Source organism: Coleofasciculus sp. F4-SAH-05 (assembly GCF_040222985.1).
Lineage (GTDB): Bacteria > Cyanobacteriota > Cyanobacteriia > Cyanobacteriales > Coleofasciculaceae > Coleofasciculus > Coleofasciculus chthonoplastes.
In genome coordinates, this window is record NZ_JAVKBY010000038.1 from 11,738 (window position 1) to 35,344 (window position 23,607).

The following is a 23,607-nucleotide window of genomic DNA, read 5'->3' on the forward strand; positions in this document are numbered from 1 at the left end:
GGTATTGCCCACCTATTTGTAGAGACGTTGCATGCAACGTCTCTACAGAATAAAACGAATGCTTACGGAATAAATAAACAATGAGTTACAAAATAGAAACAGACAGTTTCCTGAATAATTTAGAGCGAGTTGCTAAAGTGCGATCGCAAGTCGCCACCAGTCTGGGTGAAATCGCTCAAACCCTGGAACAAGGGGAAACCAGGGGAAAGGATACCTCTGGCAGTTTGGGGTTAGAACGGGATATTGATGATTTAAGCCGAGCCAGGAAAAATTTACAACAAGGTGTATTCAGATTACTGGTTTTGGGCGATATGAAACGGGGCAAAAGTACGTTTCTAAATGCCTTAATTGGCGAGAACTTATTACCCTCCGATGTGAATCCCTGTACCGCCTTATTAACCGTTTTGCGGTATGGGACAGAAAAAAAAGTTACCGTTCATTTTAATGATGGCACACCCCCAGAAGATGTTGACTTTAAAAGTTTTAAGCGGCGCTACACGATTGACCCCGCCGAAGCCAAGCAACTGGAACAACAGAAAAAACAGGCATTTCCTAATGTTGATTATGCTGTCGTGGACTATCCCTTACCGTTATTACAAAAAGGTATAGAAATTGTCGATAGCCCTGGACTTAATGATACCGAAGCCCGGAACGAGTTATCGCTGGGATATATCAATAATTGCCATGCAATTTTATTTGTACTGCGAGCAACTCAGCCTTGTACCTTGGCTGAACGCCGTTATTTAGAAAACTACATTAAGGATCGAGGATTATCGGTTTTCTTTTTAATTAATGCTTGGGATCAGATTCGCGAAAGTTTGATTGATCCAGATGATACCGAAGAACTCGAAGAATCGGAAGATAAAGTGCGGCGTGTATTTCGAGCTAACTTAGCCGATTACTGTCAAGTTGATGGGCATGATATTTATGATGAACGAGTGTTTGAGATTTCCGCGATTAAAGCGCTGCGGTTACGAGTCAAGCAGCCAACGGCGTCTCTAGAAGGAACCGGATTTCCAGAGTTTTTGGGTGCATTAAGTACATTTTTGACCAGCGAACGCGCCGTGGCTGAATTCCGTCAAGCCAGAACCTTAGCGCGTCAAGGGTATAGTCATGTGCGGGAAGCGATTGAACGGCGAATTCCGTTGCTGGAACAGGATGTTAAGGAGTTAAAAGAGCGGATTAATTCCGTAGAACCCGAATTCAAGAAGCTGAATGATATCTGTCAGCAGTTCCAAGCTGAAATCAAATCGGTACGGGATAGTAAGGCAAAAGCGGTGGCTGATTCCTTCCGCACATACACTTTAAACTTGGGAAATACGTTTGAAGCTGATTTCATGCAGTATCAGCCCGATTTGCGATTTATGGATTTTTTGAACAAAGGGAGACGCGAAGCCTTTGAAGCTGGACTGCAACAGGCATTTGAGCGGTATATAAATGATAAATTATCTGCCTGGAGTCTAATCGCTGAAAAAGAAATGGATAGTGCGTTTTTGCAGTTATCCAAAAGTGCAGCAAGTTATGGTGCATCTTATACCAAGGTGACGGATAAAATTACCGAAAAGTTAACCGGACAAGGCATCTCTCCGGTGATTGGTACAAGCCCAGAAGATAATGCTCCCGCTTGGGCAAAATGGGCAGCGGGACTCTTTTCCTTGGCAAGAGGAAATATTGCTGGAGTAGCCATGGCAGGGGCGGGGTTTGATTGGAAAAATATCGCCCTTAATTTTATTACGGTGATGGGTGTTGGGGCGATGATTACAGCGGTGTCAGGGGTGGTTTTGGGACCCGTGGGATTGGCGTTATTGGGGTTAGGCGTTGGGGTTGTGCAAGCGGATCAAGCGCGGAAGGAGTTGGTGAAAGCGGCGAAGAAAGAGTTAGTTAAATATTTGCCTCAAGTCGCACGAGAACAATGGCAACCGATTCACGATGCGGTGAAAGAATGCTTTGATGTTTATGAGCGAGAAGTGACGGAACGGATGAATGATGATATTAATGCTCGCCAGTCAGAGTTAGATAATTTAATCGCCCAAAAAGAGTCGCATGAGATTAATCAAGGGACGGAATTAGAGCGGTTGAAGACATTAGAGACAGATGTGTCATCGGAAGTGGAACGAATTGAGGCGGCGTATCAGACTTTGTTAGTAGAAGCGAGATAAACCTGCGTCAGGGCGGGTTGAGTCACATCTGGGTACAACCGAAACGATAATAGTGAAACCCGCCCCTACACACCATGTCTTCTGCCTTTGGCTAGATCTTGTTTTTTGTCCGCTTGCGGTATATTCTCAAAACATCAAATGATCTGGCATACAGACCATGTTAGAACCCGCAAACACAGTCAGCATCTTACAACAACAGGCTGAACCTAAGACATTTTCTGCCGATCAGGTCATTTTCCAAGAAGGTGATCCAGCAAACTATATGTATGGCATATTGGAGGGAGAAGTCAACATCTCTGTCAATGGTAAGATTGTGGAAACCATCGGCAAGGGTGAGGTGTTTGGTACCGGAACATTGATTGGAGTAGACGACAGAACCTATAGCGCGATCGCGAAAACAGATTGTACTTTGGCATTTCTGGATCAGCAGCGATTCCTGTTTGCGGTTCAGGAAACACCTATGTTTGCGCTCAATGTGATGAAAAGTTATTCCGAACGCCTCGATCGCTTAACTCATACTATCATGTCGGCTTGAATACTGCATCTGTGTCGCCACAATTTCAATCACCGTGGCAAAAGGTGCGATCGCATCTTTCCTGAAATGGAATTTCAATCTCGTTGCTGGTTCCCTTTCTTGACGTTACTCACAGTTCACGATTTCAGTTTGACGGTTAAATTCAACGGTTGACATCCTCACCGACCTAAAAGGACGGTGATTCCTACCAATCAAACAGGTTTAACTGAATGTATTTTCGGTGGGTTGACGGCTCAACGCACACTGCCTCAGATGAGGTCTTACACGCACTCCCCGTCCGTTTATAGTCGTGGGTCTGCCCGACCCCGACTTGTTCTATGTTGACCGAGGCGTTATCATCCCGGTCGTGTTCAGCACCGCAATTAATGCACAGGATAGACCGCACTGACAGGTCTATTTTGCCCCATCGGTAGCCGCAATCTGAGCAAACCTGACTGGTAGGCTCCCATCGGCTGATGACCCGAAAATCCCGGTTGTGCTTGTTGGCTTTGCCCTCGCACAATGACCGGAATTCATACCATCCAGCTTGAGATATTGCCCGTGATAATTTGCGGTTTTTGAGCATACCGCTAACATTCAAATCCTCCAAGGCAATCACTTGGTTATCGTTAACTACCTTGGTGGATAACTTGTGCAGAAAGTCTTTACGCTTATCCCGGATTTGGGCATTGAGCTTGGCAACTTTAACCCGCATCCGCTCTCGCCGCTTGCTACCCCGTTCGCGTTTGGCTAGCCGCCGGAGGCAACGCTTTAGTTTGCGGTAGATGCGGGAATAATCCGGGCTATCAAATTTTTCCCCGTTGCTGCAACTCGCAAACGTTTTCAACCCCAAATCAACCCCTATGGATGGGTTCAAGGGCTGCTTTATCTCTGCTTCCACCTCAACCACGAAACTGAGAAAGTACCGACCGGCGCAATCTTTAATCACCGTTACAGAACTAGGAACCGATGGCAAGGGACGTGACCACTTGACCTTTAGATTGCCAATCTTGGCTAGGTAGACCTTGGACGCCTTAACCCTGAATCCACCCCTAGTAAACCGCGCCGTCTGACGGTATTCTCGCCGCTTAAATCGTGGCGGGTTTACCTTTTTCCCTTTGCGCTTACCTGACCGGGACTGGAAAAAGTTTTTAAATGCTACCCCTAAGTCAGCAACCGATTGCTGTAGAGGAATAGCTGATACTTGCCCTAACCACTCCCTAGCCTCAGTTTTCTTAGCCTGAGTGATGCACAGCTTTTGGAGTTCACTGCTGCCAGGTAGCTTACCCGATTGCTTGCACAAGAAAAGAGCATCATTCCAGACTACCCGCACGCACCCAAATAGCCGCGCCAATGATTGACGCTGACCAGGGGTGGGATAGATTCTGAATTGATATCGGCAATTCATACTAATACGGTAGCGTATTTATCTTAAAATTCCCTAAAAGGGGGAGGCTTTAGACCCAATTAATTTTTCGGTAAATCGGATTTTTCTACCGTAACTAAGTGATACGGTTGAGTGATTGCCATTGTTGTAAGACAGTTTTGTCCTGGTTGCTGTTCTACAGCGTTAATCACTAGCTTACCATCCTTAATCACGATATCTTTAATTTCAATACTATAGCCACCACTGGGTTGATTCCCTAGTCCAATTCCAATCACCATGTTTTCAGTAAAATCAACATTGAGAGAAGATGGCGTTGGTATATCAATTGAATGAAGATTCCCAAAAAATTGCTCCCATGTCCCTTGATCGCGAATTATTGTCTCAAAGGGTTCTGCTATTCCACTATTCCAGCTTTTTTCTAAGGTTTCAAACGCAACAGTATTGGATGGGGTTTCTTGGTCTTCTAACATCCTTAAATCCTCTTGGGCTTGGCTTAATAGTTTTGTGCCACTACACAGGGATGTGGTTAAGCGATTATCTGAACGTGAGGCATAGACGAGGTAAGATTTTCCTTCAGTAAAATTGAAACCGCAACTCGCACTGGAATCGGATGTCATCACCATTAATCGGCGTCTTTCTTGTCCTTTCCACACGTCGGACACTTCAAACATGACTCGTTTTTGCGGGAAGGAGAGTTGGCGACGTTGGCTAGTTCGCCGGGGAGTGAACACATTAACAACTCGACCCGAAAAGACAGCATTGGCGGATTCAAAATGTTGCTCAGGGGTAGCTCGCATACAACTACAAGCTTGAGCCGATTCTGCTGATATGATAAATAGGCTGGCGGCAATCATGAGTAGTTTTTTCATTGAGAAAACTCCTAATAGTTGTGACAAGATCTTAAAAGATGAAGCCTTTGAATTGTCAGACTTCCCCTTTGACCTCTTGTCCTAATGAAATGTTCCAGGTATCATGAATTACAAAAAGGTTTTATGATAGAGATAAGATGAGTAAGCGAGATGATCAGTATCTGTGATATCCTCGGCTAAAGTAACCCCTCTAGTCAATAATCCCGATCGCCTAGAACGTCGCCTGAAAGAAATCCCGGCTGAACCTGGGGTTTATTTAATGCGTGACGGGAGCGATCGCATCCTCTATATTGGTAAATCAAAGAAGCTGCGATCGCGCGTTCGTTCCTATTTCCGTAACACCCAACCCCTGAGTCCCCGTATCGCCATGATGGTGCGTCAGGTGGCGGAGATTGAGTTTATTGTTACTGATACGGAAGCGGAAGCCCTAGCATTAGAAGCGAATTTAGTCAAGCAGCATCAGCCGTATTTCAATGTGCTGCTCAAAGATGATAAGAAATATCCGTATATTTGTATTACTTGGTCAGAAGACTATCCGCGTATCTTTATTACCCGCAAGCGTAACCTGAGAAAAGAAAAGGATCGCTATTATGGTCCTTATGTGGATGTCGGGTTACTGCGAAGTACATTACACCTACTCAAGCAGATTTTCCCCCAACGTCAGCGCCCTCGTCCCCTGTTTAAAGACCGTCCCTGTCTTAACTATGATATTGGGCGTTGTCCTGGGGTTTGTCAACAGCTTGTTTCACCGCAGGAGTATCGCCATACCGTGCAAAAAATAGCGATGGTGTTTCAGGGGCGAACGGGGGAACTGATTGATATCCTAACTCAGACTATGGAACAAGCATCGGAATCGCTGAACTTTGAGTTAGCGGCGAAAATTCGGGATCAGATTAAAGGGTTGAACGCCCTCAGTGCTGACCAAAAAGTCGCCCTACCCGATGATACCGTATCACGGGATGCGATCGCGCTCGCAGCAGATGCTAATCAGGCTTGTATTCAATTATTCCAGATTCGTGCCGGTCGGTTGGTGGGGCGGTTGGGATTTTTCGCTGAAGTTCCATCAGGGGGAATTGAACTAGGGGCAATTTTACAACGGGTATTAGAAGATCATTATCAAACCGTTGACGCTGTAGAAATTCCCAGTGAAATTTTAGTCCAGCATGAGTTAACAGATACAGACTTATTGGCAGATTGGTTAAGTGAACGGAAAGGGCGCAAAGTTACTATTTTAGTTCCCCAACGGCAAACCAAAGCTGAATTAATTGAAATGGTGGAACGGAATGCGAAGTATGAGTTAGAACGAACTCAGAAATTAGCTGACCGCAATAGCCAAGCGATGCAAGATTTAGCTGCAATTTTAGATTTACCCGATTTACCCCATCGGATTGAAGGGTATGATATTTCTCACATTCATGGAGCTAATCCGGTAGCGTCTCAGGTGGTGTTTATTAATGGGACGCAAGCGAAGCAACATTATCGACATTATAAGATAAAAAATCCTACGGTAACGATTGGTCATTCCGATGATTTTGCCAGTTTAGCAGAAGTGATTCGTCGCCGTTTTCGCCAATATAAAGACGTAGGGGCGGGTTTAACAGATACCATTTCGCCGCAAACCGATAACCTTACCTTACCCGCCCTTCCCAGAAAACAGGGAATCTCTGATGATTTTCCCGATTTAATTATGATTGATGGTGGTAAAGGACAACTCTCCGCCGTGGTTGCGGTATTACAGGATATGAACCTGTTGGATAAAGTCCGAGTGGTGAGTTTAGCTAAACAACGGGAAGAAATTTTTCTCCCTGGTGAATCCTTTCCCCTCCCCACAGATGCAGAACAACCGGGGGTGCAATTATTGCGGCGTTTACGAGATGAGGCGCACCGTTTTGCTGTGAGTTTCCATCGAAAACAACGCAGTGAAACGTTACGCCGTTCTCGCTTAGATGAAATTCCCGGATTAGGATTTGCGCGTCAAAAACAGCTATTGGCATATTTTCGGTCTATTGATTATATTCGAGAAGCATCGGTACAACAGCTTGCTCAAGTTCCGGGAATTGGTTCGCGTTTAGCCGAAGATATTTATACCTATTTCCATCCATGAGAATTAAATCCCCTACGACTCACCCCTCTGGCGTCTGGTTGCTGTGGGGGGTGATTGGTTTAGAAATTAGTCTGGGATTGATTTATCTGTGGGGGATTGTGGTGAGGGGAAAGAATTGTTCTATTCTTTATCCTAATCTATCCCTATTTCTTGTTGAATAGCTTCAGACTGCTCAAAAAACTTCCTGGCTTTCTGTTCTTGTCCCAGGGCGCGGTAAACGAATCCTAAATTGTTGAGAGCAAGAGCTTCACCTCGTCTATAACTAATTTCCTGGAAAATCGGCAAAGCCTGCTGGTAAAAATTAATCGCTTTCTCGTATTGGGAGAGGTTCCTGTAAGCAACTCCCAAATTGTTGAGAGTAAAAGCTTCACTTTGTCTATCACCAATTTCCTGAAAGATAGATAAAGACCGTTGATAAAATTCAATCGCTTTCTCGTATTGAGATAGGTTATCGTAAGCCACTCCCAAATTCATTAGAGAACCAGCAACACCTCGTCTATCGCCAATTTCCTGGAAAGTCGGCAAAGCCTGCTGATAAAATTCAATCGCTTTCTCGTATTGAGATAGGTTATCATAAGCATTTCCCAAATTCATTAGAGAATCAGCGATACTTGATTTATCGTCAATTTCTTTAAAAATAGACAAAGCCTGCTGATAAAATTCAATCGCTTTGTTGTATTGAGATAGGTTATCATAAGTTGCCCCCAAATTCATTAGAGAATTGGCTTCACCTCGTCTATCGCCAATTTGCTGAAAGATAGGTAAAGACTGTTGATAAAGTTCAATCGCTTTGTTGTATTGAGATAGGTTATGGGAAGCCACTCCCAAATTCATGAGAGAATTGGCTTCACCTTGTCTATCGCCAATTTGCTGAAAGATAGATAAAGACTGTTGATAAAGTTCAATCGCTTTGTTGTATTGGGAAATATCATCGTAAGCATTTCCCAAATTCATGAGAGAATTGGCTTCACCTTGTCTATTACCAATTTCCTGAAAGATAGATAAAGACTGTTGATAAAATTCAATCGCTTTTTCGTGTTGGGAGATATCATCGTAAGCATTTCCCAAATTCATTAGAGAACCAGCCACACCTTGTCTATCACCAATTTTCTGAAAGATAGGTAAAGCCTGTTGATAAAATTCAATCGCTTTTTCGTGTTGGTAGAGTTTCCTGTAAGCTACTCCCAAATTCATTAGAGAACCAGCCACACCTTGTCTATCACCAATTTTCTGAAAGATAGGTAAAGCCTGTTGATAAAATTCAATCGCTTTTTCATGTTGATAGAGATTATTATAAGCCTCTCCTAAATTTGTGAGTGAATTTGCTTCACCTAGCTTGTCGCCGATCTCTTTATAAATAAATAAGGAATTTTCTAAAGACTCAATAGCTGCCCGATACTGACTTAATTGTAATTGTTTTAAGCCTTTATTAAACATGCTTTTTGCTTCAGTTTTTGAGGTATTAATGGTTTGCGTAAAGCGCCATGATACAGACAAAGAGTTTGGAAATTTGAGAGCAATAAAAATAACACTTAATCCTAGTATGCTCAGAACCGTTAGTATCAATATAGTTCTAGTTCGAGTCAAAAAGGCTCTATTAAAATGGTCGCGAGACAAGCGCACACCAGCGCGGGCGGCATTACCCCCACTCACGGGTTTGTGAGGTTTAGAATGGCTTTCCTGAGTATTACGGTGTGGGGTATAGGTATTTGTTGGTCGATTCTTTGAGGATTTATCTCCTCCAGTCGTAGTGTGCCGAGGAACTTTGGTAAAATGTGAACCCGCTGGGGGTTCTGAGACGGGGGATTCAACATCAGAAGATGTATTATTTTCAGCCGCAACATCTGCGGCTTGGGTGGGTGAGGATTCCAATCTAAAGCTTTGATTCCAAGCTGGGGACTTTTGTCCAGTCTGACGACTATAAACCTGTACTGTTGTAATCGTCTCAACGCCCAGCTTCGTTAAACCCTGACGAATAAATGGGATCATCGCCTTTTGGCTGGGAACTTGCGCTGATTCCAGCAAGACTTGCAAACAATCTTCCTGACGATTAACCTTGGCGATGATGTGCTTGGCTCGTAGTGAGCGGTTGATCATTGCCGCAATTGCTTTAGCATCACCAAGCTTGGCAAGCTTTAACAGGTTTTGGGAAGTCATAATTCTGTCTCCAGTTGGGAGTCAATTGGCAGGCTTCATAGAATGAGTCAGATCATGTCTGGAGGATTACCCATAATTGCCATGCAGTCCAACCACGGGTTCAGGCGTTTTGAAGATGGGTGTTTGACCGGACGTGATATCACCTGGAAAAAGCCATAACTAAAACCCATTCCCCACCAGGAATTCAGGTTTTGGGTTGTGGGATGCGATCGCTACCCCATGGGGAACGCTTCGCTGTCTGAGCGGTTGATTAGGGGAAAAATTACTTCACTTGTCAGTCTCTACCCGGTTATTGAGCCGTGCAATAGGAAAAGTTATGGTCTTGGCTGAAGAGAAAGTCAGAAAAAATCAGGTTGAGTAGCTGTCAATGTCAGGTTGACAGAAGTTCAGAGTAGGAAATGTAGGAAAAAGTCGGCTTTTAATAGACTTAAATCGCAATCTTTTCTTAGTATATAGATGTTCAGCTTTGTCGTGGAATCATGAAACATCAACTTGAGATAAAAAGATTGACTATTGGTACAACTTTTAAGCTCGTAGCATTCGGTCTGCTATTTTCCATAGTACCCTTTTCAATTCTGATTGGATTATTGAGCCTATTCGGACTCTCTACTGTCACCTGGAATGACGAACCTGTAACAGGTATTTCGGGTCTACTTGTTTCTCCTTTGATTGGGGTATTTGTTGCTTTGTTTTTTACTTTATGGTTAGGTGTTTTTATGAGTTGTGGTCTTTGGTTATTTTCAACAAAGCAAAGCATGAAATTGCACTATATTGCTAAAGATAATTAAAAACTGGTAAGTTAGGTGGGAACAATTAAAGTTAACGGTGGTGAACTCGCTGCCCTTGAGAAGCAAGCTAAGTCATTCGTCATTTGTCATTTGTCATTTGTAAGGGTTTGAGGCTTTTCCACCAAGCTACTTACCTTTTGCCTCCGACAAACTTGCCTCAATAGTCTGCAAAATCCGATCCAAATCTTCCCCGGAAACATAATCTATAATACCTGTCCAGAATGTCCCCGTGCCTACGGCTCCAGGAAGCAGATCAGAAGCGTCGTAGCAGATGAGTTCATCGTCAGATAATAAGAGTTTCGCTTGACGTTTAGTCACCTCATCCGGGTAAACCTCTAAACTCACCTGTTTGTGGGGTGAGATTGACCCTTTGATTCCGGCTAAAATTTCATGGGGTTCCACAGAAATCAAATACTCCATTAACTGCCGTGCCTCTGGGGTATACTCCAGGGACGCAATGCAAAAATTTTATTTTACTGTGAAAATAGCTTAATTATGGGAACAGTTATCCATCATTCATCTGCGTGTACTCAACTCTAGAAGAGAAATATCAACGCCTGCGGAAAGAACTGATTGGTGGTGGACTTGCCCTCTTGGGAGTCGCTCTCATCGGTACGTTATGGTACAAACTGGTAGAGGGGTGGTCATGGTCAGATGCTGCCTACATGACGATCATTACTCTAGCAACCGTTGGCTATGGCGAGACAAATCCTCTGGGCGATCGCGGACGTCTGTTCACCATTTCCCTGATTTTAATGGGTCTTATCGCCATTGGTTATATTGTCAATCGCTTTACAGAAGCCCTGATTCAAGGCTACTTTCAACAAGGAATTCGACTGAGGCAACGACGACGCTTGATTGATACCTTAACCAACCACTATATCCTCTGCGGCTTTGGACGTACAGGGCGTCAGATTGCCCTAGAATTTAAGGCTGAGGGGATTCCGTTTGTCACGATCGACTCTCAAGCTGATCAGGTAGAAGAGGCGCGGGAGTTGGGTTACATTGTTGTCCAAGGGGATGCTACTTTGGATAATACTCTACATGCGGTGAGTATCGAAAAGGCAATTTGTTTAGTGGCGGCGTTACCCTCTGATGCAGAAAATTTGTATACCATCCTCTCTGCCAAAACCCTCAATCCCAAAATCCGCGCCATCGCCCGGGCGAGTTCTGAAGACGCCCTGAAAAAGCTCCAGCGTGCGGGTGCAGATGCGGTGGTGTCTCCCTACATCACCGGGGGTAAGCGCATGGCATCGGCTGCCCTGAGACCTCAGGTGATGGACTTTGTAGATGGGATTATCACCGGGGCTGATCGTTCATTTTACATGGAAGAGTTTCTGATTGACCCCTCAAGCTGTCCTTTGATCGGAAAAACCCTACGGGAAGCTCATTTGCGATCGCAAACCGGGGCATTAGTTTTGGCAATTCGCCGCGCTGATGGTAATCTGATTGCTGGACCCAATGGTGAAACCCTCCTATTATCTGGAGATGTACTCATCTGCATGGGGACAGCCGAACAAATTCGCCTACTCAACCGCGTTCTCAGTCCCCTGCGTTCTCACTGGGTACGACGACCTAAGCATGGTTAAGTAGGTAGGTGCAATAAAAGTTAACGGCGGGGATTGTCATTCGTCCTTTGTCCTTCGTCATTTGTCATACTTTAGCTTTATTATCCATATATTCTCGCCAGTATGTGTTTCTGCTTTGACATGATAATGTATTCAAAATAACGTCGCGGGCGACAGCTTTCACAACATTGATACTGACAGAATTACCTAACTGATAGTACGCTTTATCATCGTTACTATGCAAAATAAACTCATCGGGAAATCCCTGGAGACGTGCAGCTTCTCGCGGTGTGATTCTCCGAACACGATCATTGTGATAAATTCCTAATCGATTGGCATCGCTAGCAACCAACGTGACTGATATTTTTCGGGGATCTAAAAACTTGTAAACTTCAAAGGAGAAGTTCCCTGATACAGGTTTGTATTTACCATCAACAATTTGTAAATATTTTTTAGCCACGAGTGAGTCAAGAATTTGTTCTAAATGGGGATAATTAAAAAAGCTAGCGATTTGCTCTCGACTCAGCAACTTACCATCTTGATTACGACCGAATACTTTATTCCGGCGCTTCAAAATAAAACGATTCATTAACTCAATTTCTTCCGGACTACATTTTCCCCGTAAACCCAGTTCCCATGAGTGCAGAGAATTTCCGCCACGATAATCAATCAGCCGCCGACCATGCAATTGATTCAAATTATTGTTTAATCGACTTTTTAGAGCTTCAACAAACTCCGGGGAACAATCATATTTAGAATCAGGATTATCTTCTAATATATCAGCCACGGCAACAGGTTTGCTCAAGGGATTAAATAAGGATAGCTGCTGACAATTATAAGAATGGGAATCGGGCGGACCCACATCAGAAACTAACTCAAATTTTGGCGAAGCACCTAAAATCCCGACCATGTACAGGCGAACCCGGTTTTGCGGTAATCCAAAATGAGCAGCGTTTAGCAGAAATGTATCAAAGCTATAGCCTCGTTCTTTAATTTCACGCTTGATTGTTTGTAGCGTTTTACCCTGATCATGACTATAAAGACCACGAACATTTTCAAAAATTAATGCTTGAGGTTTACAGGTATCGATTAATCTCAATATTTCAAAAAACAATGTTCCTCTCGTGTCTCCAAATCCTGCCTTCTTACCCGCATAGGAAAAAGACTGACAAGGAAAACCTGCCAATAAAACGTCATGGGCTGGTAATTGGTTAATTGCTCGGATATCTCCTAATATCTCATGGTTAAAATTATTTTTGTAAACCCATTGACATTCTGGACTGATTTCACTTGCGAAAACACATTCAGTTTTGTAGTTTAAGGTGTTAGCTCCTTGTTCAAAGGCTAGGCGCATCCCACCTATGCCTGCAAATAAATCAATGAACCGGATCTTAGTCATGAGCTACATAGATAATTTTAATTCCTTACTTCTTCGAGACTTTGGAGTCATTATCAATTATTTGTTACATTAATGATGATTTATAATTTTTAAGCTGATTTTTTATATTTTTATATAAAAGGCTAAAATGGCTGGGAACATTAAATATAGTAAGCTTTAGCTTACTTTAGCTTTTAGCCAGGAAATTGATTTCCTGGCGATGCTTTACAATCATGTCGATGTCCATCTGGATAAATAGTTGAACAATCGACATAAGCATTAGAAAAATCAACATTATGACTGCGAAAAAAAATTGCTCCCTTTAACTGAGCTTGACTTAAATTCGCCTGAGTTAAATTAGCACCGCTTAAATTAGCATAGTTCAAATTGGCATCCCTTAGATCAGCATTACCTAAATCAGCCCCTTGCAAGTTGGTATAGGCTAAATTAGCACCCCGTAAATTGGCACGACGTAATGTTGCCCGTGATAGATTCGCTTGTTGTAAATTTGCCTGAGATAGATTACTCTGGCATAATTTAGTATCGCTCAACTCAGCTGCTTGCAGTTGAGCGTGTTGGAGTTGGGCTTGACTGAGGTTAGAGTAAGGCAAATAACTCTTTTGTAAGTAAGAGCCATTCAAATTAATGCCTTGTAGATCCGCTTCAAATAAGTCTGCCTCACTGATATCAATCGCACTGAAGTCGCGTCTACCCTTAGCATATTGAGCTAGTAACTCTGTTCTACCAATCTTCTCCATCTGCTCTGTGACTCTGGAAGGTTCTTCTTCCTCTTCCCAATTTAATCTGCCTGATAAGGTCACTATAGATTTATGATTAAAACCCTGTATTAAGGGTAAGGCATTGTAGCGAAAGCTACATTTTTCCTAATTTTTTTTTAAGGATTATCAAGATTTATATTTAATCCTTGATGTAGATTGACAAATAAAATCTTTTGTGATTAAAGAGAGCTGGTTTGAGAGTATCGGTCAAGTCTTCAAAATCAAGGCTAATCAACTGGGTTTCTTGGTATGCAAACGACGATATTTTTTTATCCTATAATCATGAAAGTAGGCTTGGTGTTCTATGTAGAAATGTTTTATTATCAAAGTTGGAAATGATTAACTCATAAGTCAACGACCCCGCCCATGCTGTATCTTAACTTTTCACGGGATCTGGAAAACCTCTCTCCAAACCTCTCTCCTTCAAGGAGAGAGGCTTTGAATTATCCCCCTTCCGTGCAATAAAAGCGAAGCATCCTTATTAACAAACTTCTAGATAAAAGCCAAATCGAATACTATCCTAAAAAAAACTATGTCAAACCCACAATTATCCATTGCCCAACATTATCACGAGCGCACCAAATATGATCCGGAGACGATCGCGTCCAAAAATAAGCGATTAGACTGGGACAATCAACCGATACCCTTTAAAGAGTATAAACTAGGAACGACCATTGACCTGAAGCCCTATCTCAAAGAAGATCCCCAGGCGTTCGCCCAGGAACCCGGTAAAAGTTGGTGGCGGTTGTCACGGTTGCTCTTGTGCAGCTATGGCTTAACGGCTAAGATGGCAACTATGATTGGACCTCCGGTTTATTTAAGGGCGGCGCCTTCAGCCGGGGGATTGTATCCGGCGGAAGTCTATTTAATTTCCAGGGGGACTTCTATACTAGCTCCAGGACTGTATAACTATCAGTGTCCTAGCCATTCTCTAGTGCGTTTTTGGGATAGCGAGGTTTGGTCAGGGCTACAAGAGGCTTGTTTACAGCATCCTAGCTTAGAGACAACGGAACTGGCGATCATCACCACCGCTATATTTTATCGTTCAGCTTGGCGCTATGAAGACCGTGCCTATCGTCGAGTATTTCTGGATACGGGTCATTTGTTAGGCAATATTGAACTCGCGGGTGCGTTAACCGGGTATCGTCCCTCTCTGATTGGTGGCTTTGTCGATCAGAAGGTGAATGATCTGCTTTATCTTAACCCGGAACAAGAAGGCGCGATCGCAGTGGTTCCCCTCGCCGATCAACTCCAGGGACAAAGTAGCCCCTCTCAGCCTACTGCTTTACCGTCAGCGACGCAGTTTGACTATCCCGAACTTCCTGATGGGGAATTGCTGGCTTACCTGCATCAAGCGACGCAAATTGAACCGACAGATAAGCAGGAAATCGAATCGCCACCATCTGGGGAATCAGAGTCGGAAAAGGTAGGTGAAGACAAGTATAATTTTCCCTTCTGCACCAAAATCTCTACGACTACATCACCGATTCAATGGGGGAGTGTTACCAGGGAAGGATATGCGCCTCAAGCTTTGGAAAATACGATTCTCAAACGGCGATCAACTCGCGCTTATACTGGTGCGCCGCTATCCTTAGATGAACTTAAATTGCTCCTCGATTTCACCTACCAACCCCAACACTACAGCGAGCAAGGATTTGAACCTTATCCTGATTATTTGGATCTGAGTTTAATTGAAACCTTTGTGGCAATTTCAGGAGTGATGGGTTTAGACGAAGGCTGCTATTATTATGCCCCAAAAGCTCAAGAATTGCGGCAAATCCGCTTTAAGAACTTTCAGCGAGAATTACATTATTTGTGCTTAGGACAAGAGTTAGGGCGGGATGCTAGTGTGGTTCTCTTTCACACAGCAGACTTGAAAAAAGCTGTCGCCAAGTATGGCGATCGCGCTTATCGTTACCTGCATCTGGATGCGGGACATTTGGGACAACGGCTCAATTTAGCGGCGATTTATTTAAGGTTGGGGGTGAGTGGTATTGGCGGGTTCTTTGATCAGCAAGTGAATGAGGTTTTGGGGATTCCTCCGGATGAGGCGGTTCTTTATATTACTACTCTAGGGCGTCCGAGAAGTTGATGGTTATTTGTCATTTGTCATTCGTCATTTGTCATTCGTCTTATGTTATACTCACGAAGCGAGAAGTGAAAGGTCATGTCAGGGCGGGTTTTGAACAAACGTTATTATCCCTAGCCAAAAGAAAGTCCCTAAACCCGCCCCTACACAATATTATGTTCGACTAGCGAAGCGAAGGATCATGCGCCAGGTTCCTTTCTGCCTTCTGCCTTCTGCCCCTAATTAATTGCAAAGGGCGCGATCGCGGTCTGTTACATTGGGGTTAGTCTTCAGATAATCCCCTACCCAGTCACAACTGCGAACCAGGAGATTATCCAGAACCGTTTGATTAACATCCTCCAAATTCCACAAAATGATGCTGTTGTCCAAACTGGCAGATGCCAGCGTTTGCTTATCGGGGTGGAAACTCAACCCTCTGATTTCATCCTGATGCCCTTTAAGGGTGACAATTGGCGTGCCATCACGTTGCCAGAGTTTGATCTGTCCGTCTAAACTTCCGGATGCAATGGTTTGACCGTCAGGAGAAAATGCTACCGCATAAACTGGATTATCATGACCTTCAAGCGTATTTAATAAAACACCGTCTTTATTCCAGAGTTGCACCGTTTTATCCTCACTGGCGGTGGCAATTGTCTCACCGTCAGGGGCAAAACTCACGGCTTTGATCGGTTCCTCATGCGGCTGCCATGATGAGAGTACTGTGCCAGTTTTATCCCAAATCACGGTGAGCTCATCACTAACTGAAGCAATCATCTCACCGTCGGGGGAGAAACTAATATCATTGACGCCACTACGATGTTCATTGAGGGTTTTCAGTAGCGTTCCGTCGCGATTCCATAATTTAACCGTCGCATCCTCACTCGCCGTGGCAATGGTTTCACCATCTGGAGAAAAACTGACCCGATTTATGCGATCGCGATGTCCATCCTCTAGATTTTCTTCCCCTGGCAAAGTCTTCAGGAGTTTCCCCGCTTGGTTCCACAAACGCAGGAGTTTGTCATCCCCTACTGTGACAATCGTCTCACCATCTGGGCTAACGTTCACATCATAGACGCGATCGCTATTCTCTTGCAGCTTGGCTAACTCTTTCCCATCACTTTGCCAGAGTTTCACCGTATTGTCTGAACTCGCGGATGCCAAATAATTCCCCTGGGGACTAAACCGGACACTATTAACAGCATCCTGATGTCCCTTAAGCGTATCAACAAGCTGACGTTCCCCCAGTTGCCACAGTTTTACACTCTTATCTAAACTCGCCGACGCTAACATCTGCCCATCGGGACTAAAACTCATCCCATAAACCGCACCCTGATGTCCAGTCAGCGTCTGTTGTAGAGACGTTGCATGCAACGTCTCTACATCTAAACGCCAGAGTTTCACGGTTTGGTCATCACTACTGGAGGCGAGAGTTTGTCCATCGGGACTCCAAACCACGCTATTGATTAGGCTATCATGTCCCCTGAGCGTGGCAATCAGCCTGCCGTCTTGACTCCAGAGTTTGATTGTATTGTCTGCACCACTTGAGGCAATGAGTTGCCCATCTGGACTAAAGCTAACCCCGGTAACGCCAGCGTCATGACCCGTCAGGGTTAACAGTTCTTCACCCTCTATTGTCCAAACCTTGACTGTACCATCCCAACTCGCTGTCGCCAAGGTTTCACCATCAGGGCTAAAACTGACGCCATACACTTGACCCTGATGTCCTTCTAGAGTACCCACCAACCTGCCATCTAGCTGCCAAAGTTTCACAGTTTGGTCATCACTAGCGGTGGCGAGGAGTTCACCATCGGGGCTAAACCTGACGCTATTGACAGCATTATCATGGGCGGCGATGGTTTTAATCACGGTTCCCTCTTGATTCCACAGGTTAACCGTCCCATCTAAACTGCCACTGGCAAGGGTTTGCCCATCTGGAGAGAAACTTACGCCCCGGACTTGCTGATTGTGTCCGGTGAGGGTACGAACTAAAGTACCATCTGGACGCCAAAGTTTTACGGTTTGGTCATTACTCGCCGTAGCAATCCATTCACCATCGGGACTATAACTGACATCCCATACTCTGTCCGTATGACCCTCTAATTGGTTGCGTTCTCTACCCCAAGCCAAGCTGTGATGGAGGGCGGTGATTACGGTGGCGTTTAATGACGGATCATTACGAGTCCAGTTCGCGGTTTGCAGTTTATGACCCGCTTTCAGGGCTTCTAATTGGGCTTCAAAGCCTTGACCGGAAGCAAACAAAGCTTCTGCTGTTTTACTGTGGCTAATAATCTGCCCGGTTAGGGCAAGCATCCGCAGTCGTTCTGCTCTTAAATATTGCCCGAATGCCACTCCGCCTAAAATAACCGAAGCGCCTAACGCCACACTAACGCCAGCCAAGAGTCGTCTTTGACCACGGGTTCTGGCTTTTCGTCCTGCATCAATATACTCTCGTTGAAGTTGGGTGGGTTTGGGTTCGATTTCCGCATTGGTTGTCAACCATTGTTCGGCAGCTTCGAGTTCACTTCCTCGGAGTAAAAGGTGGTTATTGCGTTGTTTCTTATCCCACTCTTTCGCCAGTTGTTGCCAGCGGGTATGTTTCTTAATATGGTCTAAATCGGTATCTAGGGTTTTGAGAAGGGACTCCAATGACCCATTAAAATTATCGGTTTCGCGGAAGAATACCCAGTTTAGCCTAGCTAATTCTGGATGTACGCCTTGGAGTTGATCATCCCGCAGCACAATTGGGATAATGCGTTTGCAGCGTTGAATCGCGTACTCCAGTTCTTGAGTACAGCGTTCCGATTGAATGGCGTGGGGACTAATAAAAAAAATACAGGTGTGGGCGGCTTCTATTTCTGGTTCAGTCTGCGTTAGAGGATTTTCTTGCCAGTTAATCCAAATGTTTCGGTTCTCTTGGTTCAGGGCATCACAGATTCTCTGAATTGCCTCTTTATCTGGGGAGGAGTAGGAAATAAAAATGTCAGCCATGTTTTGTTATTCGTCCTTGGTCATTCGTCCTTGGTCATTCGTCATTCGTCCTTTGTTACAGAATACAGGTAATCCGTTGGGGCGGGCGCGAGTTATATCAGGGTGCAAAGCCAACGTTAGTGGTAAAACCCGCCCCGACAATTCCCTCATCTCCCCCATCTGTAGAGACGTTGCAGGCAACGTCTCTACGAACTGCCGTCTGTTGTACAAATGTCTTGAGACGGTGAGTTAGTTTGCAGATAGTCTCCTGCCCAATTACAACCGGTTACGATGAGATGGTCGAGTAATTGGTCATCCAAATACTCTAAATTCCAGAGAATCATGGTGTCGTTTTTATCTGTAGATGCCAGGGTTTTGCCACCGGAACTGAAACTGAGATGTTCAACGCCTGCTTGGTGCCCGTTCAAGGTAACGACTTCTGTGCCATCAAGCGTCCAAAGTTTCACTGTACCGTCTAAACTGGCAGTAGCTAGGAACTGACCATCGGGTCGAAAGGTGACGCGATAGACGCGATCGCGATGTCCTTCCAGAGTCTGAAGTAACTTGCCCTCAGTTGTCCACAGTTTCACGGTTTGGTCATCACTGGCGGTGGCAATGATTTGACCATCGGGGCTGAAGCTGACACCGCCAATGGCGGCATCATGTCCCTCAATCGTCTGTAGAGACGCGCCATGGCGCGTCTCTCCATCTAGACGCCACAGTTTCACGGTACCATCGGTACTGGCGGAGACGATGGTTTGGCTATCCGGGCTGAAGCGGACTTCTAAGACCATATCCTGATGACCTTCGAGAGTCTGCACCAGTTCACCGTTTCGCTTCCAGAGTTTTACGGTTCCATCTTGACTCCCTGAGGCAAGATACTCTCCATCGGGAGAAAATTGTACCGTCCAGACGATTCCCTCATGCCCGTTTAGCGTCTGTAATTCTTTCCCGTCTTTTGTCCAGAGTTTCACGGTTTGGTCATCACTGGCTGAGGCAATGATTTCACCGTCGGGAGAAAAACTGACACTTTCTACCCAATTTTGATGTCCGGATAGAGTATTCAATTTTTTGCCCTCTGGACTCCAAAGGGTAACATCCATTCCAGATGCGATCGCGATTAACTCCCCATTGGGGCTAAAACTGGGACTACGACCGGATCGGGGGAAGGTTTTGACTAAAGGATTGTCCAGTTTCCAGAGTTTCACGGTTTTGTCATCACTCGCTGATGCTAGAGTTTGCCCATCTGGACTGAAATCCACACCAAATACCTGACTGCTATGTCCGGTGAGGGTATTGAGTAGGGTTCCCTCCCGATCCCAGAGTTTGATGGTTTTGTCTTTACTACTGGTGGCAAGGCGTTGACTATCCGGGCTAAATGTCACCTGCCAGATGCCATCCTTGTGACCGGTTAGCGTTTGCAGTTCTTCTCCCTCAATCGTCCATAGTTTCGCCGTTTTATCCTGACTGGCGGTGGCGATGAGTTGACCATCCCCGGAAAAACTCACACTTGTGACTTCTCCTTGGTGTCCTGTCAGGGTTTGTAGTTCTTCACCCTCAATTGTCCAGAGTTTCACGGTTTGATCAGCGCTAGCCGATGCCAAGCGTTGACCGTCAGCCGAGAAGCTGACACTGAGAATTGGGGCATTATGTCCAGTTAAGGAATTGAGGAGTTCACCCTCTCGACTCCACAGTTTTACCGTCCCATCCTGGCTGGCTGAGGCAATAATTTGGCTATCGGGGGAAAAGCTGACGTGGTAAATATCATTATCATGGGCATTAATGCTATGTAGCTTCGCCCCATCTTTTGTCCACAGGTTTACTGTCCCATCCCGGCTAGCGGAGGCAATCATTTCACCATCAGGGCTGAAGCTGACCTCTCGGACGCGATCGCGATGTCCTGCTAAGGTTTTGATTAAACTCCCATCTCGCTGCCAAAGTTTAATCGTATGGTCACTACTGGCGGAGGCAATACGTTCACCGTCGGGGCTAAAACTAACGCTACGAACTTTATTTGTATGCCCGTCTAATTGGTTGGATTGATTCACCCAATAGACAGACTGAAGTAACGCCGTGGAAATCGTTGAATGAAGTTGAGGATCTCGGCTAACCCAGTTGGCTTGTTGCAGCGTTTTAGCCGCCTCTAGGGATTCTAAGAGGGCAGGAAATTTTTGTTGGGATACAAATAAAGCGTCGGAGGTGGTACTTTGGACAATTAATTGTTCCTGCTGGGCTTGGACATAGAGTTTTTGCGATCGCTGATATTGCCAGAACGCGACAAGTCCTAAGAGAGTAGACACACCCAGCGCCACACTAACCCCAATAATCGACCGTTTTGCCTGACGGGTTGCCCATTGCCGACTCATCCCAATATACTCTCGATGCAAGGCTGTGGGGAAGGGTATTTTTGCACAGCTCCACACCAGCCAATATTCTGCTGATGTCAGTTCACTCCCGCGTAATAATAGGCTACTATTGCGTCCTTTTTTCTCCCATTCCCAGGCTTTGACTAACAAGCGGGTATGTTCTTGGGTTCCTTTTTTATTGGTATCAATCGCTTGCAGCAGTTCTTGAAACGCTTGCTCAAAATTTGTCCCCTCGCGAAAATCAATCTGAGGGAGTTCTCTCATCTCTGGATGCATCGCGTCTGGATCAACATCCAGATAGAGTATCGGCAGAATTCGCTTATTTTGTTTCAGGGCGCATTCCACTTCCACACCACACTCTTTGGATGCTACTGAATCTGGACTAATCACAAAGATCATGTTATTGGACTCATCAATGCCCTGGTATATTTCTTGTCGCCAATCAGCGGTTAGGGGAATGCCTTCCCAATCCACCCAAACCTCACGATTAGCGTTTTTAAATGCCTCCCGCAGTTTCCATACAAATTCCTTATTGCGCCGGGAGTAAGAAATAAAGGCTTCTTTCATAAATTATCCACCCTGAAGTGTCTCGGTTCGATGAGTGATTAAAGTTAAGTAGTGGCGTGGCACACCTTAGCAAGATGAATTAGAATTGTAGGGGCGCATGGCGTGCGCCCGATTCAATGGTAATATCTATTCCACCATTTTAGCTGTGTCAGTCCAGTAGTGTCGTGGCACACCTTAATTGGTGGATTAGAATTGTAGGGGCGCACGGCGTGCGCCCGGTTTAACCCTTCGACTTCGCGGCAATTGAGCCTGTCGAAATTCAGGGTTAAACGTCAAATCTATTCCACCATTTTAGCTGTGTCAGTCCAGTAGGTTGGTGGAAATAAACTAATGTACCATTGCTCCCCCTGCTCCCCCTGCTCCCCCTGCTCCCCCTGCTTAGTTTTGGGACGTGGACGTCTCTGGGGTGGTAAACTGTAGTGCCCCTTGGATCGCATTATCTTTGGTGCGATCATTGGCATCACAGACTAAGGCAAACTGCCAGTAATAATCTGTTTGCGTTTCTATAGACAGGTCATCAGGGAGATTGATTGTCATCTCACCCCCTGTTTCGGGAACCTCAATCATTGTTTGATACACGGGATTCCAACTCTGATCAACCAGGAGAAATTCGGCAGTGGTAACCTTGGTTTCCGGTATTTGCCAGGAGAGTGTTACTGGCGAGTTCAGTTTGGCTATATAGACTCCGGGTTCTTTGGTGGACATCAAGGGAGTAATCGTGGCTTCGCCGCATCCATCACCGCGCAAGCCAGCGCCGCGATCGCGCGATGGAACCTGGGCGGTCAATGTGTTTACGCTTTCTGCATCAGGCTGGGCTTGTAGCGGGGGTTGCCAGCCGATTCCCATTACCCCGATTGTCGTGAATACTCCGGTCACTAGACTCAAACACTTAAAAGATTTTAATCTATTCATCCTGTAGATATACAAAACTTCATCAATACGCTTAAGTCCATGATAATAGAAAATTTTCAAAACTCTGAGTTATTTACACAAAAGCTTTACATATTACCAGGGACTGCCAATTAAGGTAAACGCTGACCAATAGTAGGGATTAGATAAATCAACCTTGTCTAACGTTTCCGCTAACTCCGGCGGTAACATCAGATTATCCGGTACCCCCTCACCTCGCAATTGTCCCCCTTCAATCACCACATCTCCCCGCAGCATCGATAATTGTGCCTGTCTGAGTGCCTCTGCTTTAATCTGAGTTTCACCCAAATGAGTATAAAACTCACTCATTAATACCAATGTTCCCCCATCACTCACCTGCCAAATACTCCCCAATGCCGTTTTTACCCCAGACGCCACCGCTAATCCAGCAAATCCTAACTCGGCATCTTTACTACCAATTGCGGTGCGACAAGCCGATAAGACTAATAACTCCACCGGCGGATTATCCCAATTTAACTGTCGCATTTCGGTTAAATCCAACTTATCGTCCCACAGTTGCACATAAGAATGACTCGCGTCTCCCTCGTTAAAGTTTCCATGAGTTCCTAGGTGGATAATTTGATAGGGAGTAACCTGGCGTTGTTGAATTAAGTTCTGTTTGGTGAACTCTTGATTGAGAAACACTTCACCTGTCCCCATTTGTTGGGTAATTGTGGATAATTCTACAGGTACAGCAGGTAAGGGATTTAATTCCTCAAACTCTGACGCCCCCATTGCCAGGATTTTGGCGTCTGGGATGGGTTGGTAGTCGGTATTCATCAGACTGAATGTGGGAATTAGACTCAGGCTATAGGTTTCAATCAGGAAGTTTTCCCCGTCATGAAGTGCTGCCAAAGGTACAGTTCGTAAGCCTCCATCCAGGGAGAAGAGTAAGGTATCAATATTGGCGTCGGCTAATTCATTGGCGATGGGTTTAATTAACCAGTTATACAGGTTTTGGGCGGGTTGTAAATAGCCGGTTCCTTGACGACGGAAACTATCAGTT

General features: G+C 45.0%; 18 protein-coding genes. 8 read left to right on the forward strand and 10 right to left on the reverse strand.

Translation table 11 applies throughout. From position 1 onward, the window contains the following. Positions 1 to 80: 80 nt before the first annotated feature. Both RIG27_RS04225 and RIG27_RS04230 read left to right on the forward strand, forming a co-directional pair. A complete protein-coding gene (locus tag RIG27_RS04225) occupies positions 81 to 2,159 on the forward strand; it encodes a dynamin family protein (protein WP_446342735.1) in 2,079 nt (692 codons plus the stop codon). Between the two features lie 157 nt (positions 2,160 to 2,316). Continuing rightward, on the forward strand, positions 2,317 to 2,694 hold the full coding sequence (locus RIG27_RS04230; protein ID WP_446342737.1) for a Crp/Fnr family transcriptional regulator: 378 nt from the start codon (positions 2,317 to 2,319) through the stop codon (positions 2,692 to 2,694). 184 nt (positions 2,695 to 2,878) lie between these two features. Here RIG27_RS04230 and RIG27_RS04235 read toward each other — a convergent pair whose 3' ends face one another. Both RIG27_RS04235 and RIG27_RS04240 read right to left on the reverse strand, forming a co-directional pair. Next, positions 2,879 to 4,081: an RNA-guided endonuclease InsQ/TnpB family protein gene (locus tag RIG27_RS04235; protein ID WP_446342739.1), complete on the reverse strand. Its 1,203-nt coding sequence runs from the start codon at positions 4,079 to 4,081 to the stop codon at positions 2,879 to 2,881. Positions 4,082 to 4,140: 59 nt separating this feature from the next. Further along, a complete protein-coding gene (locus RIG27_RS04240; protein WP_446342741.1) occupies positions 4,141 to 4,929 on the reverse strand; it encodes a protease complex subunit PrcB family protein in 789 nt (262 codons plus the stop codon). A gap of 163 nt (positions 4,930 to 5,092) precedes the next feature. On the opposite strand from RIG27_RS04240, the gene uvrC reads away from it, so the two are divergent. Continuing rightward, a complete protein-coding gene (gene uvrC / locus RIG27_RS04245) occupies positions 5,093 to 7,033 on the forward strand; it encodes an excinuclease ABC subunit UvrC (RefSeq protein WP_446342743.1) in 1,941 nt (646 codons plus the stop codon). A gap of 132 nt (positions 7,034 to 7,165) precedes the next feature. On the opposite strand, the gene RIG27_RS04250 is transcribed toward uvrC, so the two are convergent. After that, positions 7,166 to 9,190: a tetratricopeptide repeat protein gene (locus RIG27_RS04250; protein ID WP_446342745.1), complete on the reverse strand. Its 2,025-nt coding sequence runs from the start codon at positions 9,188 to 9,190 to the stop codon at positions 7,166 to 7,168. Positions 9,191 to 9,669: 479 nt separating this feature from the next. Here RIG27_RS04250 and RIG27_RS04255 point away from each other — a divergent pair, with 479 nt between their 5' ends. Continuing rightward, positions 9,670 to 9,978, forward strand: coding sequence for a hypothetical protein (locus tag RIG27_RS04255; protein ID WP_446342747.1), 309 nt, complete (start codon positions 9,670 to 9,672; stop codon positions 9,976 to 9,978). 126 nt (positions 9,979 to 10,104) lie between these two features. Here RIG27_RS04255 and RIG27_RS04260 read toward each other — a convergent pair whose 3' ends face one another. Continuing rightward, positions 10,105 to 10,398 (reverse strand): hypothetical protein, encoded by a 294-nt coding sequence (locus tag RIG27_RS04260; RefSeq protein WP_446342749.1) that lies wholly within the window; start codon positions 10,396 to 10,398, stop codon positions 10,105 to 10,107. A gap of 104 nt (positions 10,399 to 10,502) precedes the next feature. Here RIG27_RS04260 and RIG27_RS04265 point away from each other — a divergent pair, with 104 nt between their 5' ends. Then, a complete protein-coding gene (locus RIG27_RS04265; protein WP_446342751.1) occupies positions 10,503 to 11,567 on the forward strand; it encodes a potassium channel family protein in 1,065 nt (354 codons plus the stop codon). Between the two features lie 64 nt (positions 11,568 to 11,631). Here the strand turns inward: RIG27_RS04265 and RIG27_RS04270 are convergent, their stop codons facing one another. After that, a complete protein-coding gene (locus RIG27_RS04270; RefSeq protein WP_446342753.1) occupies positions 11,632 to 12,945 on the reverse strand; it encodes a DNA cytosine methyltransferase in 1,314 nt (437 codons plus the stop codon). A gap of 173 nt (positions 12,946 to 13,118) precedes the next feature. Next, complete coding sequence (locus RIG27_RS04275) at positions 13,119 to 13,682, reverse strand: pentapeptide repeat-containing protein (RefSeq protein WP_446342771.1); 564 nt, start codon at positions 13,680 to 13,682, stop codon at positions 13,119 to 13,121. 553 nt (positions 13,683 to 14,235) lie between these two features. Between RIG27_RS04275 and RIG27_RS04280 the strand changes: the two genes are divergently transcribed. Together RIG27_RS04280 and RIG27_RS04285 are read left to right on the forward strand one after the other, a co-directional pair. Continuing rightward, positions 14,236 to 15,795 (forward strand): SagB/ThcOx family dehydrogenase, encoded by a 1,560-nt coding sequence (locus RIG27_RS04280; RefSeq protein WP_446342755.1) that lies wholly within the window; start codon positions 14,236 to 14,238, stop codon positions 15,793 to 15,795. Then, positions 15,795 to 15,959 carry a hypothetical protein gene (locus RIG27_RS04285; RefSeq protein ID WP_446342757.1) on the forward strand — a complete coding sequence of 55 codons (165 nt, stop codon included), beginning with the start codon at positions 15,795 to 15,797 and terminating at the stop codon, positions 15,957 to 15,959. Before RIG27_RS04280 ends, RIG27_RS04285 begins: the two co-directional genes overlap by 1 nt. 55 nt (positions 15,960 to 16,014) lie before the next feature. Here RIG27_RS04285 and RIG27_RS04290 read toward each other — a convergent pair whose 3' ends face one another. Continuing rightward, the gene (locus RIG27_RS04290) at positions 16,015 to 18,759 is read right to left on the reverse strand and encodes a WD40 domain-containing protein (protein ID WP_446342759.1); all 2,745 of its coding nucleotides are present in this window, start codon (positions 18,757 to 18,759) and stop codon (positions 16,015 to 16,017) included. Between RIG27_RS04290 and RIG27_RS04295 the strand changes: the two genes are divergently transcribed. Further along, complete coding sequence (locus RIG27_RS04295) at positions 18,749 to 18,991, forward strand: hypothetical protein (RefSeq protein ID WP_446342761.1); 243 nt, start codon at positions 18,749 to 18,751, stop codon at positions 18,989 to 18,991. The two genes, RIG27_RS04290 and RIG27_RS04295, sit on opposite strands and share 11 nt — an antisense overlap. Here RIG27_RS04295 and RIG27_RS04300 read toward each other — a convergent pair. The 3 genes from RIG27_RS04300 to RIG27_RS04310 form a co-directional block, all read right to left on the reverse strand. Further along, positions 18,945 to 21,671 carry a WD40 domain-containing protein gene (locus RIG27_RS04300; RefSeq protein WP_446342763.1) on the reverse strand — a complete coding sequence of 909 codons (2,727 nt, stop codon included), beginning with the start codon at positions 21,669 to 21,671 and terminating at the stop codon, positions 18,945 to 18,947. The genes RIG27_RS04295 and RIG27_RS04300 overlap by 47 nt on opposite strands. 378 nt (positions 21,672 to 22,049) lie before the next feature. Next, positions 22,050 to 22,547: a DUF928 domain-containing protein gene (locus tag RIG27_RS04305; protein ID WP_446342773.1), complete on the reverse strand. Its 498-nt coding sequence runs from the start codon at positions 22,545 to 22,547 to the stop codon at positions 22,050 to 22,052. 129 nt (positions 22,548 to 22,676) lie between these two features. Next, positions 22,677 to 23,607, reverse strand: a 931-nt coding sequence (locus RIG27_RS04310) for a CHAT domain-containing protein (protein ID WP_446342765.1), incomplete at its 5' end; no start/stop codon positions are given.

Coding starts and splice junctions, on each gene's coding strand:
- RIG27_RS04270 (WP_446342753.1), bottom strand. CDS start 12,945: ATGACTAAGATCCGGTTCATTGATTTATTTGCAGGCATAGGTGGGATG.
- RIG27_RS04230 (WP_446342737.1), top strand. CDS start 2,317: ATGTTAGAACCCGCAAACACAGTCAGCATCTTACAACAACAGGCTGAA.
- RIG27_RS04225 (WP_446342735.1), top strand. CDS start 81: ATGAGTTACAAAATAGAAACAGACAGTTTCCTGAATAATTTAGAGCGA.
- RIG27_RS04275 (WP_446342771.1), bottom strand. CDS start 13,682: ATGGAGAAGATTGGTAGAACAGAGTTACTAGCTCAATATGCTAAGGGT.
- RIG27_RS04290 (WP_446342759.1), bottom strand. CDS start 18,759: ATGGCTGACATTTTTATTTCCTACTCCTCCCCAGATAAAGAGGCAATT.
- RIG27_RS04285 (WP_446342757.1), top strand. CDS start 15,795: ATGGTTATTTGTCATTTGTCATTCGTCATTTGTCATTCGTCTTATGTT.
- RIG27_RS04295 (WP_446342761.1), top strand. CDS start 18,749: ATGTCAGCCATGTTTTGTTATTCGTCCTTGGTCATTCGTCCTTGGTCA.
- RIG27_RS04300 (WP_446342763.1), bottom strand. CDS start 21,671: ATGAAAGAAGCCTTTATTTCTTACTCCCGGCGCAATAAGGAATTTGTA.
- RIG27_RS04260 (WP_446342749.1), bottom strand. CDS start 10,398: ATGGAGTATTTGATTTCTGTGGAACCCCATGAAATTTTAGCCGGAATC.
- RIG27_RS04240 (WP_446342741.1), bottom strand. CDS start 4,929: ATGAAAAAACTACTCATGATTGCCGCCAGCCTATTTATCATATCAGCA.
- RIG27_RS04235 (WP_446342739.1), bottom strand. CDS start 4,081: ATGAATTGCCGATATCAATTCAGAATCTATCCCACCCCTGGTCAGCGT.
- RIG27_RS04280 (WP_446342755.1), top strand. CDS start 14,236: ATGTCAAACCCACAATTATCCATTGCCCAACATTATCACGAGCGCACC.
- RIG27_RS04255 (WP_446342747.1), top strand. CDS start 9,670: ATGAAACATCAACTTGAGATAAAAAGATTGACTATTGGTACAACTTTT.
- RIG27_RS04250 (WP_446342745.1), bottom strand. CDS start 9,190: ATGACTTCCCAAAACCTGTTAAAGCTTGCCAAGCTTGGTGATGCTAAA.